This window comes from Geofilum rhodophaeum (assembly GCF_002210225.1).
GTDB lineage: Bacteria > Bacteroidota > Bacteroidia > Bacteroidales > Marinilabiliaceae > Geofilum > Geofilum rhodophaeum.
The window spans coordinates 577,692-596,853 of sequence record NZ_MWUJ01000001.1 but is presented as its reverse complement, the minus strand read 5'-3'; the positions used below and the strand labels follow the sequence as shown (position 1 = coordinate 596,853).

The following is a 19,162-nucleotide window of genomic DNA, read 5'->3' as shown; positions in this document are numbered from 1 at the left end:
TTGATTTATTTTGTTCGGGTGTAAATAAAATAAATATCCATTGAAAAGGGGGGGGAAGCGCAAAACATTTTTTAAATTTAACCGGAGTCTGCTTTTGCTTTTGTTCAGAAGTCGGACGCCGGTTTATTTGTGTGGGTCTCCTTTTGTGGCCTTAAAGATAATAAAGACTTGCCGGGATGAAGATTTTTGTGGTTGAAGACGATCGTTTTTATAATGCGATTTTGGTGAAGGCGCTGGAAAAGGAGGCGACGCATACGGTGAAGGGTTTTCTGTCGGGTGCTGCTTTTTTGCAGCAACTCAGGGAGCAACCCGAGGTGGTTACGCTGGATTTGGGCTTGCCCGATATGGCGGGGCACGAATTGCTGGCCCGGATCCGTAAGGAAAGTCCCCATACCGAGGTGGTGGTTATTTCGGGGCAGGACGATTTGAAACTGGCGGTGCATTTGTTGCGTGAAGGGGCTTATGATTATATTGCCAAGGATGAGAATGTGGAGGAGCGCTTGCGACATTGTTTGCAACATATTGCCCGCAAGCTGGCTTTGCAGGAGCGCCTTAATCTTTTGCAGGATGAACTTTCGCAGCGTTATAAGGTTAAAGAGGTGCTGGTGGGGGAGAGTTCGGCTATGAAACGGGTGCGGGGACTCATCGATAAGGCGGTTCGGGTGCCGCGTTTGAATGTTTCGATAACGGGGGCACCCGGAACGGGTAAAGAATTGGTGGCCCGCAGCATTCATGCGGCTTCGGTGCGGTCCGACCGCCCCTTTGTGCGCCTGCGCCTGGCGGCTTTGCCGCAGGCTTTGGCCGAGGCCGAGCTGTTTGGTTATGAGGAGGGCAGTTCGGGGACTTCCAAATGGGGGCAGCCGGGAAAGTTGGAGGAGGCCGACGGAGGAACGCTTTATTTGGAGGATGTGGAATTGCTGAGTGCCGATTTGCAGGTGAAGCTCTTGCATGTGTTGCAGGAGGGCAGTGTACGGCGCAGGGGCAGTGATCTGGAACGGAGGGTGAATGTTCGCATCATCAGTGCCTCGGCGACCGACTTGTCTGAGGCGGTGAAAGCGCGGCGTTTCAGGGATGATCTGTATTTTCTGCTGTTGGGTTTGCCCATTCATTTGCCTGCTTTACAGGAGCGCCAAAAGGATGTGCTTTTGCTGGCGGGGTATTTTTTGCAGTGTTTTTGCAGCGACAATGGCATGGAAGACCGGGTCTTGTCTGATGCGGCCAAACATAAGCTGGTGCGTTATCCCTTTCCCGGGAATGTGCGGGAGTTAAAGGCCGTGACGGAGTTGGCGGCTGTTTTATCGGGTCAGCGTGAAATCGGGGAGGAGCACTTGGTGTTTAATGGTACTGCTCCGGTTTCGGATTTACTGACGGAGGAGTTGACGCTGAAGGAGTATACAGAGAAGATTGTTCGGCATTATTTGAAGAAGTACGGAAATGTGCTGGTGGTGGCTGAAAAGCTGGGGGTGGGCAAGTCGACCGTTTACAACATGATACAGCAATGGAGCAGGGAAGGGGGCGCATAGACAAGCCTGCCCCGGGGGGCAGGCTTGGGGTACTTTGCTTCAGATTTTCTGCTTAATCGATGAGGGCCTTGTAGTCGGCAGCGCTTAGTAAGCCTTCGATTTCAGCTGGATCCTTGATTTCAATTTTAATCATCCAGCCTCCGTCGTAGGGCTCTTTGTTCACCAACTCGGGCTTGGGATCCAGCTCATCGTTTACTTCCACGATTTTGCCGCTCAGGGGCATGTATAAATCAGAAACGGTTTTTACCGCTTCTATGGTCCCGAAAACTTCCTCGCGGGCCAGCTCTTCGTCCTCGCTGTCTATTTCAACAAAAACAATGTCGCCCAATTCGTTCTGTGCAAATTCGGTAATGCCTACTACGGCCATATTGCCTTCTATCCTGACCCACTCATGGTCCTTTGTATACTTCAAGTTTTCAGGTAGATTCATGATGTTTGTTTTTTTTAGTTACACACCAAAATTAAGCATTTTTTGTTATTGCGCCAGTGAAAAGCGGAAATTAACACCGAAGCTGCTGTTGGTGATGGGATAGCTGGTCGAAATGTAGGGCGCACTGATGTCGCGGTCGTAAAACAGCTGCATGTTAAAGCGGTCGCTCAGCACATAGTCGGCCGTAAATTTGAGGGTGGTGATGCGTTGCCCTGCCGTCATCTGATTCATGCCTTCTTCAATACGTCGGATGATGGAGAAGTTGTCGCGTATGGAAATGTCGGCACGCAGGTTAAGGTCCGACGACATTTGGCGCTGTCCGTTGCCCGATCCCAGGATCATATTCATTTTGTCGAAGCGATAACCTAAGCCCACTACCCATTCGCTGTTGTGGTTTTCAATCAACTGGTTGTTGTTCAGGCTCAGGTTGAGGATGCGGCCTTTTTTGTATTCGGCCCGGGTAGAGAGGCTGTTGTTCCAGGTGATGTTGAATTGCAGCAAGGGGGCAAATTGCTCGGAGATGGATACCCCGCTGATTTGGTACTTGGGAACAAAGTTGCCCTGCTCATCGCGTACATAGCTGAAGCCGTCGCGCATGTCCTCCCAATCGAGGTTGGTGAGGTACTGGCCCACGTTGTAGGTTGAGCGGTAGACGTGACTCAAGTCGAAGGAACGAATGTATTTCTGTAGAAATTTGACGCGGGAGAGTCCGTCGTAGGTCACGCGCCAGTTGGGCTGCATGTGCAGGAGGGAGGGCATGGCTTTTAAGAAAATATTGTCGGCACTCTGGCCGGAATAGGCCGCCAGAAAGGCCGGAATCATTACGTCCTGAGCGCTGAGGCTGTAGCCGTCGCGACCGCTCCCCGCGGGCAGGTTTTCATCGGGATAGCCATCGGGATTGTAGGCTTGTCCTTCGGTGGCGGCATAGGGACTGTCGCCATAGATGCCGGTGGGAATGATTTGTCCCCGGCGCTCCTCTGCCAGTCGACGCGCAATGGTTGACCGGTTTTGTAAAAACTGGTCGAAGGCTTCCGATTGGAAGCTGCCTTTCTTGTCCACTTTCTGGAAGGCGGTGGCAATGGCGTTGAAGGTCATCGAGAAACTGCCTTCTTCAGTGGTGTTGTAGGCATCGAAGCCCCCGTTTTGATAGAGGTAGTACTCGTTCATGTTGTTGGCATAGCGCTGATTGGCGTTCAGGTCTATTTTCATACCCGGAAGCGGCTCGAGCATGACCCTTACGGTAAGGTCGCTGGTATGGTTCATGACGTAGGCCGAGTTGAGGGTAGAGTCGGTGGTCAGCCAATTGTTTTCGGCGGCCCGGTAGGCGAAGTCCCTTTCCTGCCAACCCAGCATGAAGGGAAGGCCCGGGGCAGACAGTCCCTGATGGTTTTCGGTGCCCATAAACTTACTGCCCGGCATGTATCCGGGTAAGATGGTTCCGTTGTTTTCGGAATAGGTGAGCGTGATGTTGCGGAGACTGGTCAGCAGGCGCAGACCAAAATCCTTGATCTGTTTGCCGGCATTGGTTTCTTCTGTTTTACGACCGCTGACCATGATGCGGGCATTGCTGATGTCCTCATCGGCCGTAAAGGTGAGGGTGTTGTTGTCGAGCACGTCCTGGCGGCCGCGCACCGGCTGTCCCGACTCGTTAAATACCCGGGCGGTAACGGTGCTGGTGCCCAGTTGGTGCGAAACGGTGAAGGGTTCTCCGGCTGTAAGCTGTTGATTGTGCTGGGTAAAGCGTACGCTCTCACCCTGATTGGTATTGGCTTCCTGGCCTCGGCGTACCGGACGGTTGAGCTCGCGCAAATAGGTCGATTTGTTGTAAAGGGTATTGAAGTTCATTTGCGCGTTGCCCTGGATGTTGTTGGAGTTGCGGACGACGTTGCCCCAATCGTAGTCGAGCCGGGTAACGGGCCCCTGCTGCCAGTTGTACAAGGCGCCGTAATTAAGGGTGGCTGAAGTCCAGTCCATATACGGCAACTTGTTGATGGGCAGGTTGTAGCTGATGTTTATATTGTGTTGGTAATTGGTGGTGCGCCCCATACTCAGGAGGTTGTCCATCACCGAATCTTTCCACTGCTCGTACTCATCGCGATAGCGGTTTTTGTTCACCGGGCCCTCCGGTTCGTCAATGACCGCATTGTTGGTCGACCGAAAATCGAATTTCAGGGAGCGGGTGAGGTTGTAAGTCAGATCGAAATGCCGGTTCCAGTAGAAATCTTTGTCGACGTACACGGGAATGGTGAATTCGGGATTGCTCAGGTTGCGCAACTGTTCTTCGCGGTAACCCCGCATTACTTCCCAACGGTAACCCACCTGAGTAGGAGCCAGATAAAAGTTGAAGTCGCGCAAGAGCTTAAAGGCCTCTCCCTGCAGTGCTTTGAAGGGCTCAATGGCTTTCGGTTGGTGGAGGTAGTTGTAGCCCAGGATGCCCCGATAATTCTTGTCGGTGAGGTACTCCGTTTCGTTGTTGCGCCGGTAGGTTTCGTTGTACGAGTAGGTGGCGCTCAGGTTGGAGGGGGAATAAAAGGGCTGCTGCTCCTCTTGGGGTTGCAGGCGTACGTTGGTGAAGTTAAAGCTTTTGCGTTTGACGTAATCCTGAGCAGTTTGTTTGATGCTGTCGCGCTCCGCTTTGTTGGCGGCATGGTCCAGGGCTATGTCCAGGGGTACATCGGGATCGAGCGGATTGTATTCGGGGGTAGCTACCTGCTCGCTGATGCCTGCATAAAAGGGTATGGAAAGGCGACTGTCGGGACCGAGGAATTTGCCCAGCTCGAGGTTGGTGGCTACATCGTACTGGTAAAAATTCTCCTGGCTGCGTTCGTTTACATTCTGGTCGATGCTTCCGAAGCCCACGGTACTGGCCCTTCCTGCCACCGAAACCGAACCCAGGTCGGCCAGCTTAATGTTCATACGGCTGTTGGCGGCCCAGCCGCCTTGTTCGTTGAAGTCGGTCAATCGCAGCTCGTTGAACCAGACCTCGGTGGTCTTTTCGTCGCGACTGCTGTTGCGCACACCAATCATGATGGTGCGTACATTGGCCAGGTTGGGATTACCCCGCACTTTTACGGTGTTGTTGGGCCTTTCCGGATCTTGGAACTTGTATTCGTTGGCCAACTGCAGGTTCGAATCGGACCTGCGCATGGCGTCGTTTCTTCGGAGTTTAACATCCCTGAAAAGTTCCAGGGGAAGATCCATCTGGTTGTCTTCGGGCCAGACAATTTGACGGTCCGACGGGTTGCTGTCCACGTAATATCCGTGGGGCGTCAGCTTCAGGGGCAACTCGTATTCGTAGTAATTGTTTTGGTAGTCGCTCCCCAGGCGTATGAAGGCGGTCATTTCCCCATCTCTGAGGTCGTAGCCCTCCACGGCTTCGGCGTGGATCTCCATTTTTATGCGCTGGTATTGACGGATGTCGAGCTCGGTGTTTTTATATACCGCACGGGAGTCGCCACTTGCCAGGGCGCCGATTTTGAGTGCCAGGGATTGTTCGTTGAGCTCGCGTACCGAGGGGTTGGCCGGATCGATGACCCGGTCGATGCCCGGAGGCAATATGTAGTTGACGGGATCGCGTCGACCGTTTTCTTCGATGTTGACGGCAGATACTTCAAACTGCGTATCCGGATTGGGGTTTACATTGTTGCGGTCGATGGGATCGTTGAGGTCGCGCTCGTAACGCCGCCATTCGGCACGAATCAAATCCAGCGAGGCAAAGCGCAGCACAACGGTGTCGGCAAAATCGTGCAAAAACATACGCATGAAGCGCACTGAGCGCAGGTCGTCAAGGTTGCCGATTTTATCGTCGGGATCGTTCACCGGAACCTTAAACTGGTACCAGCGCACTTCTTCCGTATTGCCGTTTTCGAGGGTGACCGAGGCGCTTACTACGTCGGTGATGTAATTCTGGCCGATTTCCATTTGGTTGGGCCGCAGGGCAATGCGGTATTGGTAGTAGTTTTCTGCTTCACTCAGGGTGTTGTCCCGGTTGATGTCTTCGCCGTCGGGCAGGTTGGTGGCTGCGGTGCTGAAAGATTCGCCTGAATCTTCGGAGGGACGGGAGTTGCCTTCGGGGTTGTTGAAGTATTTGTAACGTTCGAGGATGCTCATTTCTTGCTGGTCCTGCTCTCGCCCACGGAAATAGCGGAAATCATCGCCGGCAGGGTCTCCTATTATTTTCCGGTAGGCGGCTTCGGACAAGTTGCCCTGGGTGTACAGGTTGTTAATGACCGCCAGGTAGGGATTGCTGCCCTGATTGTAGTAGCGTTGCTCCTTTTCGGAATTCATGCCGTTGAGACCGATATCCTGCATCAAACGTGTTTCAGGGTCGTTGCTGAAGGCATTGACCAGACTCTGTTGTTTGGGGATGTAGCCCCAGGCCGTGGAGTCCACATCGAAGGGTTCTCCCGGTCCGGGCAGACCTTGCTCAAAAAACTTGCGCGAATCGCGCAGAATGTCCTCCGAAATGTCGCCCAGGTTGATGTAAAGGTCCCCACCCTGGTGACTGCCCTCATCGTAAATAAAGGGGTCCATGATCCAGAATTCGATGTGGTCGATGTTGGCCGATTCAAAATCGTTGGTCTCTATGCGCCGCATAATTCCTCCCCACGAAGTCCGTGGTTGGGTCAGGCGACCATGGAAGTCGAGATTGGGGTTAAAGTTGTAGGGGCCGCGCTCCTCGGGGTAGTAGGCCAGGTTGAGGACTGAGATGTTGGTGGGTTCGCCGTAGGCGGGATTGCGGTTGGGAAAGATTTCCCGTTCGTAAACCTCACGCACGTAGTGGTTCGAAAGCTGGTCTTTGTCGCGGCGAATGTGGTCGGGGGTCAGGGTGCTGGTCCGGGTAAAGAGGGGGTCGATGTGGTACCAGGCCAGGCGTGCCCGTTCGTAGCCGTAACGCAGGTCGTTGATGGTTCCTGCCTGAGGAAATTTATCTTCCTGTCCCTGTGGGGTGCTGGCCAGTTGCCAGGCATCCCTTTGTTTCATGCTGAGGGGGATTTTGGTGCCTTCAAAATCATCGATGTAGGCCGTTCCTTCTTTTTCAATAACACTGGGGTGACCCGGTATAAGGTGGGCAAATTCGGCTTCGAAGCTGACCGAGGAGGGTGTTTTGGTCTCCACCAAAGGCAGCTTGTCGATGAGGGTGGTGATGAAGTTCGAGGGCGTGTACCACGAGGTGTTGAGTCCCCATATCGTATTGGCGATGGGCTCATCGCCAAAGCCTACTTTTTGCGTGAGCGGCCGCTCACGCAAATGCATAACGGTGGCGCCCAGGTTAAAGTTTTCACTGAAGCGGTAATCCAAATGCGTACCCAATAAAGTCTTGGTCTGCAAGTTAAAGAGCGATTGGCTTTCGAGGGCCACCTGGATGGGTGTGCCCGATTCCATCAGCCCTTCATTGAGGATGCGGATGCGGCCCGAGGTATAGTCCACCGAGTAATCTACATTTTCGGTGAGGCGCAAGCCGCCCGCAGTCACCACCACCGACCCTCTGGGGATGTTGAAGGCGTTGAGGGAGATTTCGGCTCCTCCGGAAGATTTGTAGGAACCGGTAAGCCGGTATTTGTTCTTTTCTGCCGTCTGGCTGGCTACGGTTAGGGTCGAGTCGTACAGCTCCTTAAAAATGTATTTTTCACGCAGGTTGGCAGCTACATCTTGCAGTTGCGCTTCCATGTAGCGGCCAAAGGGTTCAAGTACCGGGAAAATGATGCGCCCCTGGCCCGGAATGATGGTGTAGCCCGGAACAAAGTCGAAGGTCCCGTCGGGGTAAGGCTCCAACTGCTTGTTGAGTTTGTCGAGACCCAGGAGACTCAGGTAAAGTTGGCCGTTTTGTGTGCCTTCTTCGGTAAACACATTCAGGGGGGTGCCCACCGAGTCGTTCATATACACCACGTTGAGGCGAAAATCGCTGTCGCTCACCTGGTAGGCCCCGATGGAGTAGATGTTTTTCATCATCAACTGCCAGTTTTTCATGCGGGGCGACAGGTTGGTGCCCTTCAGCAGTTTGAGGAGGAGGGTTTGGGGGGCTTCAATGCCGCTGTTGCTGAATTCTCCAACGCGGTAGACTTCGCCGTTGTAGGTGTATTCGTAGGCTACGGCCAGTACTTCGTCGGCGTTGAGCTGACTGTTCAGCGAGATGTAACCGAGTTTGCTGTTGAGGGTGTATTCCGACTGGGGCAGCAGGCGGGCGTTCTCGATGCGTTCATAGTCGCGCGCCGTGGTAAAGGGCGTGTTGTCGGCCGAAGCGATGGCCGACAAGATGGTGGTACTCTGATTGATGTCGCGTATGCCGCTGTATTCGTTGGTCATACGCCGGTAGATGTCGTTGGCGTTGTTGTGCGGATAGCGCACATTGGGCTGACCGTTCCAGGTGTTGGGCTTTTCCATGTTGGGCAGTCCCTCCCCCAGGTCACTAAAGGCAACAATGTTGCGTGCCCGCTCAAAGTCGCCCGAGCGGTTGGTAATCCAGACTTCGACCCGGTTGATGTTGAAGGGCGAATTGACCACGGGCAGGTCGGCCATGGCCCGGTCAAACTGGTCCTTAAAGACGTGCGACAGAAAGAAATGTCGGTTGCGGTCGTACTCGTTGGCCGCCACTTCAAAATCCTGGGTCTGTGCGCCGCCCTGGATGTTCATGACGGAGGTCTCCCCTTTTTGTTGCGAAAAGATGGTTTGCACGTTGAGCTTTCCGAATTGCATTTCGGTCTTTACCCCAAAAAGACTCTGACTGCCTGTGATGAGGGTTCCGGGCAGGGAGAGGCTGACGTTTCCGGCTTCAATGTTTTTGATGATGTCGTCTTCCTTGCCGGTGTATTCCAGACTGATTTGGTTTTCAAAATCGAAGGTGGCTTCGGTATTGTAATTGATGCCCAGTTTTAGACGGTCGCCAATGGTACCCTGGATGTTCATTTGAATGCGCTGGTCAAAATCGAAGGTGGTGGTCTTGCGCATCCGCTCCTGCAGGGTGGGGTTGTCGATTTTGGTGGTGCGGACACCCAGACTGAGTTCGGCGATGCCCTGGGGGCGAATGTTGATGACGTTGCTTCCGAATACGGTCTCGAAGGCTTCTCCGCCTACGCGAAAGCGACCGAACTGGTCGTCCCCGGCTGCTTCCTGATCGCTGGCCTGGGCACTCCAGTAGTTTTGCATGGAGTTGCGCAGTTCGTACTGGTTGTACTCTTCCAGGGTCATGGTGTAGGGCAGGCGAACGGCGATGTTTCCGATTTTTCGGTGTACGGTGACCAGGCCGGTAGCCGGGTCGTATTCGGCCGAGTAGCTGATGTTGTCGGGGTCGGGCAGACTTATTGGGTCCTTATCCTTTTCCAGAACGGGCGGAAGTCCCTGCGTGGGGGGATTGATGCGCTGCGGGTCGGGACTTTCGTCCATCGCCTGTCCTTCGGGACTTTGCCAGATGTTGCTGTGCAGTGTGCCCGGAAGATGGTCGCTGGCTACGGCCATTACGGCCAAAAAGGCTAAAAGCGGAACGAGTAAGCGGTATCTGATCTTTGTCTTCAAAGGATAAAGGCTTTAAGGGGCATTGCCGGTAAGGCGCTACATCATTTTCAGTGCCAGTTTAATCACTTGCTCCACACGTGCTCCCGGCTCAGTGGATAGAATTTTGTCCACGGCCTTTTGAGAGGCAGCGCGGGCAAAGCCCAGCATAACTAAAGCAGATAACGCTTCATCTCTTACGGTATTGTCTGCCACGGCAAATAATTTTTGGTCGGCGCCTTCCTTGCCGAGCTTGTCTTTGAGGTCAACGATGACCCGTTGGGCGGTTTTGAGGCCGATGCCTTTAATGCCTTTCAGTTGGGCGGTGTTTTCGCTAAGGATGGCGGCACGGAGCTCGGCCGGAGGCAGGGAGGAGAGCATCATGCGTGCGGTGTTGGCACCAATGCCCGATACGGAGATGAGCTGCTGAAACAGTTCGCGCTCGCCCCGTTCGTGAAAACCATAGAGCAAATGGGCGTCTTCACGAATGTGCTCGTGTACCAGCAGGGTGGTTTCTTTCAGTTCCTTTACCGCTGCATAGGTATTCAGCGAAATGTTGATGAAGTAGCCCAGTCCGTTGTTTTCGAGGACCACGTGGGCGGGACTGCTTTCGACTATTTTTCCGGAGATGTATTCGTACATGTTGCCTGTTTTATTGGTTGTTGCCCCAGCCCCGCGCTTTGAGGTCGATTTCTTCGCCGCTGCGAGCGATCAGTCGGCAGGCCTTTTCGGCTGCGGTGATGTAGCCGATGGGATGCAGTACTTCTTCAAGGGCTTCGCGGTTATTCTCATAAGCTTCGGCCGGCAGGGTCAGCAAAAGCTCGTAGTCTTCCCCGCCGTTGAGTGCCGCAATCAGCGGATTGTAGTTGAGTTCGGCGGCGGCTTTGAGGGTGCTTTGGTGCAGGGGGATTTTTTCTTCATGCAAACGGCAGCCTTTATCGGAGGCTTTGCAAAGCAGGCGGGTTGCGGTGGCCAGTCCTTCGGTTACCACGGTCATGGCGCCCGGTTTTAAGCCCAGTTGTTGCAGCTTCTCCAGAACAGCCGTGCGGGCCATTGGTTTCAGCTGCCTTTGCAATACGTAGTCGTTGTTGCCAAAATCCGGCTGGCTTTCCTGGTTGTTTTTGAGTACGCGCTTTTCGCGTTCCAGCAGGTGCAGGCCCATGAGGGCGCCACCCAGATCGCCACTTACCAGCAAGACTTCGTTTTCCCGGGCGGTGGAGCGCAGAACCTGCTCTCCCGGGGCTGCTTTTCCTGTAGCCTGCAGGGCAATGGTAAAGCCGGTGAGCGAAGGGCCTGGCTTTAGGCCCGCCAATTGCACGCCATAGTGCGTGCAGGCGGCCAAAAGGCCTTCCACAAACTGATCGATCATCTCGAGACTTATTTTTTGACTGATGCCCAGGTTGAGGCTGAGTTGCACCGGGCGGGCATTCATAGCCAGCAGGTCGCTGATGGCTACGGTTACGGCTTTAAAGCCGAGGTGTTGCAGGGGGGTGTAGGTGAGGTCGAAGTGGATGCCTTCGAGCAGCAGGGTGCCGGCTTGCAGAATTTCCGGGTTTTCGGGAAGGGCGGCGGCGTCCTCGCCGCTGCCCGGACGCACGCCATTTTCCTGCGTTTCGGACACTTTTTGGTTAAGGTATTCGATTAGGCCGTAAAGACCCAGGTCGTTCAATGATTTTGCCTGCTCACTCATCTCAAGATCTTTTCTGGTTTGGTAAAAGCGACCAAAGATACAAAAAACGGCGCATCTCCTTATTTGCGGGGGTAAAAGTTTGGAAAATAACTTATTCCTCTTTACATTTGCGCAGATTTCGTACCGGAACAGCTGGGGGACTTTGTGTCCCCTATTTTGTTCCCGGTTTTGTAATTAAGTGGCTGTTTATGATAGGAAGTACACAAATAAGGACCTTGATAGAGGATAAAGTTGCCGGGGACGGCTACTTTGTTGTGGATGTGGAGGTAAAGCCTTCCAACCGCATCGTGGTTTTGCTCGACGGGGATCAGGGTATCCCCATTGTGTATTGTGTGGGTATTTCCCGTATGATTGAGCAGGAGCTTGACCGTGAAACAGAAGATTTTGAACTGGAGGTTTCTTCTCCGGGTATTGGGCAGCCTTTTAAAGTGCACCGCCAGTTTGTGAAGAATGTGGGTCGCACGGTTGAGGTGGTGGCCAAAAGCGGGATGAAGTATCGTGGCGAATTGACCACGGTTACAGAGACCGGTTTTGTGGTGAAGGAGGAAAAAATGGTGAAGCCCGAGGGGAAGAAGAAAAAAGAGTTGCAGGTTTACGAGCACACCTTTAATTTTGAAGACGTTAAATCTGTTAAGGAAGAATTGAAGTTTTAATCCCGCTTATATACCAATAAGGCATGGAACATATAAATTTGATCGATACATTTTCGGAGTTTAAGGAGTTGAAAAACATCGACCGCGTAACTCTGATTCGGGTACTGGAAGACGCTTTCAGAAGTGTGCTGATAAAACTTTTTGGTACCGACGATAATTTTGACGTCATCATTAATACCGATAAGGGCGACTTTGAAATATGGCGCAACCGCGAGGTGGTGGCCGATGGCGAAGTAGAGGATGAGAACTTGCAGATAGCATTGAGTGAGGCTAAAAAGATAGACGAGGATTACGAGCTGGGTGAAGAGGTGACCGATGAGGTGAAATTCCTTGATTTTGGTCGTCGCGCTATTTTGAGTCTCCGTCAGAACCTTTCCGCACGGATTATGGAGTTGCAGAAGGATGCCGTTTTTAACAAATACAAGGAACGCATTGGTGAGATTATTACCGGTGAGGTTTATCAGATTTGGAAGCGGGAGATGCTGGTGCTCGACGATGAGGGCAATGAGTTGATTCTGCCTAAAACGGAGCAGATTCCCGGCGACTTCTTTCGCAAGGGCGACAGCATCCGTGCCGTAGTGGCTAAGGTAGATATTCGCAACAACAATCCTTTTATTGTGTTGTCGCGAACTGCCGAAGTATTTCTGGAGCGTTTGTTTGAGCTGGAAGTTCCGGAGATTAACGACGGACTCATCACCATTAAGAAAATTGTTCGTCAGCCCGGAGAGCGCGCCAAGGTTGCGGTGGAGTCGTACGACGACCGCATCGACCCGGTAGGCGCCTGTGTGGGTATGAAGGGCTCACGCATCCACGGCATTGTGCGCGAATTGCGTAACGAGAATATTGATGTAATAAATTATACGACCAACATTCAGCTGTTTATTCAACGGGCTTTAAATCCCGCGAAGGTCAACAGCATTAAGATCCTTGAAGATTTGGGCCGGGCCCAGGTTTATCTCGATCCTGAAGAAGTATCCAAAGCCATTGGTAAGGGCGGACTCAACATTCGTCTGGCCAGTCAGTTGTGTGGATACGAGCTGGATGTTTATCGTGAAACCGAAGAGGAAGAAGAAGAGGAAGACGTTTCGCTGGACGAGTTTTCAGATGAAATTGATGCCTGGGTACTGGATGCCTTTAAGGCCATTGGTTGCGATACCGCCAAGTCGGTACTCGATTTGCCGATGGAAGATTTGGCTAAGCGCACCGACCTCGAAGAAGAGACCATTCAACACGTCATTTCAATATTGAAATCCGAATTTGAATAATTCCTCTATCTTTGTCGGGTAAACGTTTTACCGATTCCTCATCACATCTTCTGTATTTAATTGAAAGTAGCTTTTATGGCAGTTGGACAAAGACTAAGTAAAGTAGCAAGAGAATGTAACGTTGGTATTTCCACCATCGTCGAATTCCTTCATAAGAAAGGGATTGAGCTCGATATGAACCCCAATACCAAGGTTGACGCAGATACGGTGGAGCTTTTGAAAAAGGAGTTCAGACAAGACCAGAGTGTGAAAAAGGCTTCGGAAGAACTGATTGAGCGCAAGCAAAAGGAAAAGAAGGAAGCGGTATCTATTGAAACAGTCCACAAGCCGGTTGAGGAAGATGTAGAGGACGATAAGGTGTCCATCGACGAAATCATGAATCGTGGTCGCAAAGGCCCCGAATTGAAGGTGGTCGGCAAAGTTGATTTGAACAAACCCAAGCCTGCTGCAGCCCCTGCAAAAGAGGAGAAGAAGGAAGAAAAGCCTGCTGCTGCGGCACCGGCTGAGCCTGTTCCCGCACCTGCTCCTGTAAAGGAGGAAAAGAAGGAAGAAAAGCCGGTTGAAGAGAAAAAACCGGTTGAGGAGAAGAAGCCGGTCGAAGTGAAGAAGCCTGCTGCGCCCAAGGAGCCGGAACATATTTCAATGAAATCCGATAAGCCGGCCGAGGCGCCCAAAGTGGTAGGTAAAATTGATCTTGACGGTCCCGCAAAAGCGGCTCCGAAACCTGCGGCCAAGCCCACACCGGCCGAAGCTGCAGCTGTTGCTAAAAAAGCAGCTCCGGAAGAGAAAAAGGCACCTGTACCGGAAAAGCCGACAAAGACTGAGCCTGCCGCTCCCGCAAAGGAGGAGAAAAAGGAAGATTTCATGCCTACTCAGGTACGAAAGCTCTCCGGGCCTACTGTAGTGGGTAAAATTGATTTGCCGGTGGACTCCCGCAATGGAGGAGGCAGTGCCGAAGATCGCAAATCGCGCCGCAAAAAGCGGAAGCGGATTAAAAAGGATAAGGAAAAAGTAAATATAGCTGCGGTGGGCGATAAGACTGCCGCAGGAGGAGACGCTTCCCGTCCCGCTCGTCCCGGCGACCGCAAGCCCGGTCAGGGTCAGGCTGCCGGAGCCGGAGCCGGCAAGAAAAAGGTTTCAAAGGTGAAAAAGCGTCCCGTAAGGGCCGAGGTCAGCGAGGAGGATGTGGCACGTCAGATTAAAGACACCCTGGCCCGCCTGACCACTAAAGGCAAGTCCAAGACTTCACGTCACCGTCGTGATAAGCGCGACATGGCTTCGCAGCGTCATCAGGCCGAAATGGATCGGATGGACGAGGAGAAGCAAACCATTAAGGTTACGGAGTTTGTTACGGCCAATGAGTTGGCCAATATGATGGACGTGCCGGTAACCCAGATTATTGCCTCCTGTATGAGCCTGGGGCTTTTTGTGTCGATCAACCAGCGTTTGGATGCCGAGACGATTGCCCTGGTGAGTGAGGAGTTTGGTTTTAAAGTGGAGTTTGTCAGTGCCGATGTAATCGACAGCATTGTAGAGGAAGAAGACGATCCGGCCGATTTGGAGGAGCGCCCTGCCATTGTTACGGTTATGGGACACGTTGACCACGGTAAGACTTCCTTGCTTGACTACATTCGTAAGGCCGATGTTACTGCTGGTGAGGCAGGGGGTATTACCCAGCACATTGGTGCCTACAGCGTTAAATTGGAAAGTGGACGACAAATCACCTTTTTGGATACCCCGGGTCACGAGGCCTTTACCGCCATGCGTGCACGTGGCGCCCAGGTCACCGATATTGCCATTATTATAGTAGCGGCCAACGACAATGTGATGCCCCAAACAGTGGAGGCCATCAATCATGCTACCGCTGCCGGTGTGCCCATTGTGTTTGCCATCAATAAAATAGATATGCCCGGCGCCAATCCCGATAAAGTTCGGGAAGAGCTGGCCAATATGAATTACCTGGTAGAAGACTGGGGTGGAAAGTACCAGAGTCAGGAAATCTCCGCGAAGCATGGTACCAACATCAAATCGCTGTTGGAGAAGGTGCTTTTGGAGGCCGATTTGCTCGAATTGAAGGCCAATCCGAATAAACCAGCTGTGGGTAGTGTGATTGAATCCTCACTGGACAAGGGTCGTGGTTACGTGGCCACGATGTTGGTACAGGCCGGAACCTTAAAAGTAGGCGACCTTATTCTCTCGGGAAGCTATTATGGCCACGTTAAGGCCATGTTTAATGAGCGCAATCAAAAGGTCGACTCTGTAGGCCCCTCAGAACCCGTATTGATTCTGGGTCTGAACGGTGCCCCGCAGGCCGGTGAAAAATTCAACGTACTCGAAAGCGAGAAGGAAGTAAAGGATATTGCCAACAAGCGTCAGCAGCTGCAGCGTGAGCAGGGAATGCGTGCTCAAAAGCACATTACCCTCGACGAGATTGGCCGACGAATTGCCATTGGCAATTTCCAGGAGTTGAACCTGATTGTGAAGGGCGACGTGGACGGATCCATCGAGGCCTTGTCCGATTCCTTGATTAAGCTGAGTACCGAAGAAATTCAGGTGAATGTAATTCACAAGGCGGTAGGTGCCATTTCCGAGTCGGACATTATGCTGGCCGCTGCATCCAACGCCATTGTGATTGGTTTCCAGGTGCGCCCGAGTATGGCGGCCCGGAAGATTGCCGAGAAGGAGGAAATCGATATTCGTCTCTACTCCATTATTTACGACGCCATCGAAGAAATCAAGGCCGCTATGGAAGGCATGCTTTCGCCGGAAATTAAGGAACAGATTGTTTCCACCGTGGAAGTGCGCGAAGTCTTCAAGATTACCAAAGTCGGTACCATTGCCGGTTGTATGGTTAAGGAAGGTAAAATCAAGCGAAATTCCAAGATCCGCCTGATACGTGACGGCATTGTTATTTACACCGGTGATTTGGGCTCGCTCAAGCGCTTTAAAGACGATGTGAAAGAAGTGGTTTCGGGCTACGAGTGTGGTTTGAACATCAACAATTTCAACGACATAAAAATAGGCGACATTGTAGAAGCCTACGAAGAAATAGAGGTGAGTCGTACCCTCTAAGCTACTGCCCTTTGGGCTAAGTGAGCGGGCGCTTGAAACATCGGGCGCCCGCTTTTTTTTAAAAACTGCAGGAGTAAGCTTGCAAGTTCGGGAAATTCGCCCTATATTTGCACACGCAAAACGATAGAAGAAAGCTTCTGAAGATATATTGCGGGGTGGAGCAGTTGGTAGCTCGTTGGGCTCATAACCCAAAGGTCATCAGTTCGAGTCTGGTCCCCGCTACTAGGTAGAGCCTCTGTAAACAGTATGTTTACAGAGGCTCTTGCGTTTGTGTGCCTTGGGCCTGCGGGTGGGGGCAGGCCCAAGGCACACAAACGTCCCAGGCCCACAACCCCCAGAGGCCTTGTGCGGAAGCTGGGTTATGATTGGGAGGGATAGGTCAGGCGCGGAGCGCCTGTTCTTGAAAGTGGACTGAAGTCCACGCTTGCGGGGCAACCATGCCCCGTAACTGTGTATGATCAGCTATGACCAGTAGTGTCGAGGCGAAGACAAGACCGGGACTTCAGTCCCGTTTTTTACACGTGCCCTTTAGGGCACACAGCTTTGTCTTAATCATGGCGTAGTATTTTGGTGCGATTGATTTTGGAGTTATATTTGCGGTTCTATAGTTTTGAAAGGGGATGAATATGAGGAGGATGAAGCTGAGGGGATGGATACTTTTCTTTTTTGTGGTGCACGCGGCGTGCATTTCTTATGCACAGTCAAGCAAGCACTACAGCTCGCAATTTTTAGAAGGCAGTGGATCAGAGGCGTCCGCAGTCCTTACTTTTACCGAATTGCCCGAAGCCGAGCTTGTTTTTAACGAGGGTGATGTTATTCCCGATCCATTTGAGGTGAAGGCCGTAACCACCTGTAATGGAGAACTTGAATCAGGTGGAGACAATGAAAATCGCCAACACTATTATGTCGGCAGTTATCAGGAGTTTGTTGCGGCCTTACAATTGGCCCAGGATGGGGATGTCATTAATCTGAGCAATCATGTAGCCATTAAACCCGATGCGTCTTTTCCTAATCATTTGGGTGTTTGGGAGCCTTTTGTGTTGAACAAAGCCATTATCATCGATGGGGGAGCTGATCACAACACGCTTTCTTTTGAACGTGGACTGCCTCTTGAATTGCGGGCGGATATTACGTTTAAAGATATGAATCTGACCATGATTCCTGAAGGGGGTGTTAATGCTTCCTTTATTTATGTTTCGGATTCAAAGGCGATATTTGACAATGTGAGCACAACGGTGGATGTTGGTGTCGCAGGGGTTTCTGATCCCAGGCCAACCCTTGTGGCAGGCACTTATGGCACGCATGATTCTGCGGGGGAGCAGGCGCATATTATCATAAGGAATGCGACTTATGAAAGTACTTTTGCAGCCATTTTGGCTGGCAATCAGAATACAGTAAAAACGACCAATACCCTTATTGATATTGAGTCAGAAGATTTGGTTGTGAAAGAGGGGGTAAAGCTCTGTGGATTGGATGATAGTCCGATGATTGGAGAATCGCTCATAAATACCTCTTCAAAAAGAATTAAGCATTATCAGGGTTTTGAAGGAGGCGGAGCGTCGACCCTGAATTTTGTAGAGGTAAGTGTTATTCCGCAAGTTACTGTTCTGAACATTGATGATGTTCAGCTTAAAGGCCTTGGGACCAGGGTTAGTTTCTTAGACAATAGCGAAGGCCTTAATTCTGTAAGTGTTTCTGAGGGAGCTGAATTAACTGTTGCCGCAAATGCGGACAATAATTTTTCCTTAGCGCTACTTTGTGGTCCCGGTACTCTGGTGATTCCTCAGTATTCGACCCTTATGCTTGGGGCGGTATGCAACAGGCCGGTTGTAAAAGTCAGGGAGTGGCTCTATTTAAAAGAGAACATTTTAGATTTTGTTGTTTTTGGTGACGAGCAGGCAGGCGACATCATTTATCACGTTAATGAGGAGATGTATATTCGTCAGGATGGTCAATTGGAGGTTTATGATAGCCCTTATCAGCCTTTAATTGAATCGTATGATGCCTCGGTTCAATATATGGGCGAGACGGTGGAGCTGCGTGGTAGCGACCAGGTAATAACTCGTCGCTGGCGGGCTTTCGATGCCTGTGGAAATGAGGCCTTTTTTGAGCAGAGCCTGATCATCCTGTCGTCCGTTATAAGCAGTATTGAGGAGGTGGCGGACCTGTCCTTTTTTATATATCCCAATCCTGCTGCAAATGAGTTTGGTTTTAATCGTCCGGAGCTGGTTCAATCGCTGCGTATTTATGATGTTAATGGTCGTTTGCTCAGGAGTTTCCCCAAAAAATCCAGCTACCAAATTGACGGGCTTCCCAGTGGTCTTTATTTCCTTGTTGTGAAACATGCCCACGGCTATTCGCAATTTAAACTCAGAAAGGAATAGCTTTTCTTTAAGTATTTATCTTAGCACAAAAGCCATCAGAGACCAGGGTTTCTGATGGCTTTTGTGATATAGAAAAAGGAGACCTCAGCACTGTTGTTGGGACCTCCTTTTTTGGTCTCTTGACCTGGCTCCCACAAAGGGGGGGGGTAGCGGCCCAGCCGATTACTACCCCTATGGCATGTTGAAGCTATGCTGATTCAGCCATTAGACTAACATAATCGGGAAGTGCAGTGAGCGCGACCCCGAAATGTCGGGCGGCGCAGGCTATACGACATATTTCAGGGCACTGGATCCGAGAATTGGCCGCTGGCTCACCCCCGACCCGAAAGTGTTCCCGTGGCAAAGCCCATACGTTTCGATGGATGGGAATCCCGTGACGCTGATTGACCCGTGGGGTGCGAGCACGGGAGGGGGTGGAGGAGACGATACAATACATAGAAGAAACCAAGCACCTTCACCTGGGAGACTTGCGCCGTCATTTGATGGAGATGGAAGCCGAGCAAAGCTGTTTGAACAACTGTGAAATAGGATTTCAGTGGGCATTCCGCAATTTCGTCACCGATTCCATCCAGCGATTGCGCAAAGAGATTCGACGGGAATATATTCAAAAGTGTTATGGAGAAATCAATGAAAACTTTGATATCTCATACAAACAGC

General features: G+C 51.7%; 9 protein-coding genes and 1 tRNA gene. 6 read left to right on the top strand and 4 right to left on the bottom strand.

All coding sequences use genetic code 11. From position 1 onward, the window contains the following. Positions 1-176: 176 nt before the first annotated feature. Complete coding sequence (locus B4W65_RS02185) at positions 177-1,523, top strand: sigma-54-dependent transcriptional regulator (RefSeq protein WP_088653451.1); 1,347 nt, start codon at positions 177-179, stop codon at positions 1,521-1,523. Between the two features lie 52 nt (positions 1,524-1,575). On the opposite strand, the gene gcvH is transcribed toward B4W65_RS02185, so the two are convergent. Genes gcvH through thiL form a run of 4 tightly spaced genes read right to left on the bottom strand, consistent with a single transcriptional unit; the run spans position 1,576 to position 11,131 of the window. Next, positions 1,576-1,953, bottom strand: coding sequence for a glycine cleavage system protein GcvH (gcvH, locus tag B4W65_RS02180; RefSeq protein WP_088653450.1), 378 nt, complete (start codon positions 1,951-1,953; stop codon positions 1,576-1,578). Positions 1,954-1,998: 45 nt separating this feature from the next. Beyond that, positions 1,999-9,465, bottom strand: coding sequence for a T9SS outer membrane translocon Sov/SprA (gene sov, locus B4W65_RS02175; RefSeq protein WP_240509451.1), 7,467 nt, complete (start codon positions 9,463-9,465; stop codon positions 1,999-2,001). 36 nt (positions 9,466-9,501) lie between these two features. Beyond that, positions 9,502-10,083 (bottom strand): Holliday junction branch migration protein RuvA, encoded by a 582-nt coding sequence (gene ruvA / locus B4W65_RS02170; protein ID WP_088653449.1) that lies wholly within the window; start codon positions 10,081-10,083, stop codon positions 9,502-9,504. A gap of 10 nt (positions 10,084-10,093) precedes the next feature. Continuing rightward, positions 10,094-11,131 (bottom strand): thiamine-phosphate kinase, encoded by a 1,038-nt coding sequence (gene thiL / locus B4W65_RS02165; protein WP_088653448.1) that lies wholly within the window; start codon positions 11,129-11,131, stop codon positions 10,094-10,096. Between the two features lie 188 nt (positions 11,132-11,319). On the opposite strand from thiL, the gene rimP reads away from it, so the two are divergent. The 5 genes from rimP to B4W65_RS02140 all read left to right on the top strand — a co-directional run bounded on the left by rimP (position 11,320) and on the right by B4W65_RS02140 (position 18,505). Next, the gene (rimP, locus tag B4W65_RS02160; RefSeq protein ID WP_088653533.1) at positions 11,320-11,784 is read left to right on the top strand and encodes a ribosome assembly cofactor RimP; all 465 of its coding nucleotides are present in this window, start codon (positions 11,320-11,322) and stop codon (positions 11,782-11,784) included. A gap of 23 nt (positions 11,785-11,807) precedes the next feature. Then, on the top strand, positions 11,808-13,049 hold the full coding sequence (nusA, locus tag B4W65_RS02155) for a transcription termination factor NusA (protein ID WP_088653447.1): 1,242 nt from the start codon (positions 11,808-11,810) through the stop codon (positions 13,047-13,049). Between the two features lie 75 nt (positions 13,050-13,124). Then, entirely contained in the window at positions 13,125-16,121 is a 2,997-nt protein-coding gene (gene infB / locus B4W65_RS02150) for a translation initiation factor IF-2 (RefSeq protein ID WP_088653446.1), read from the top strand. 149 nt (positions 16,122-16,270) lie between these two features. Beyond that, positions 16,271-16,343, top strand: a tRNA-Met gene (locus B4W65_RS02145). 404 nt (positions 16,344-16,747) lie between these two features. Beyond that, positions 16,748-18,505 carry a T9SS type A sorting domain-containing protein gene (locus B4W65_RS02140; RefSeq protein ID WP_158522751.1) on the top strand — a complete coding sequence of 586 codons (1,758 nt, stop codon included), beginning with the start codon at positions 16,748-16,750 and terminating at the stop codon, positions 18,503-18,505. Positions 18,506-19,162 lie beyond the last annotated feature (657 nt).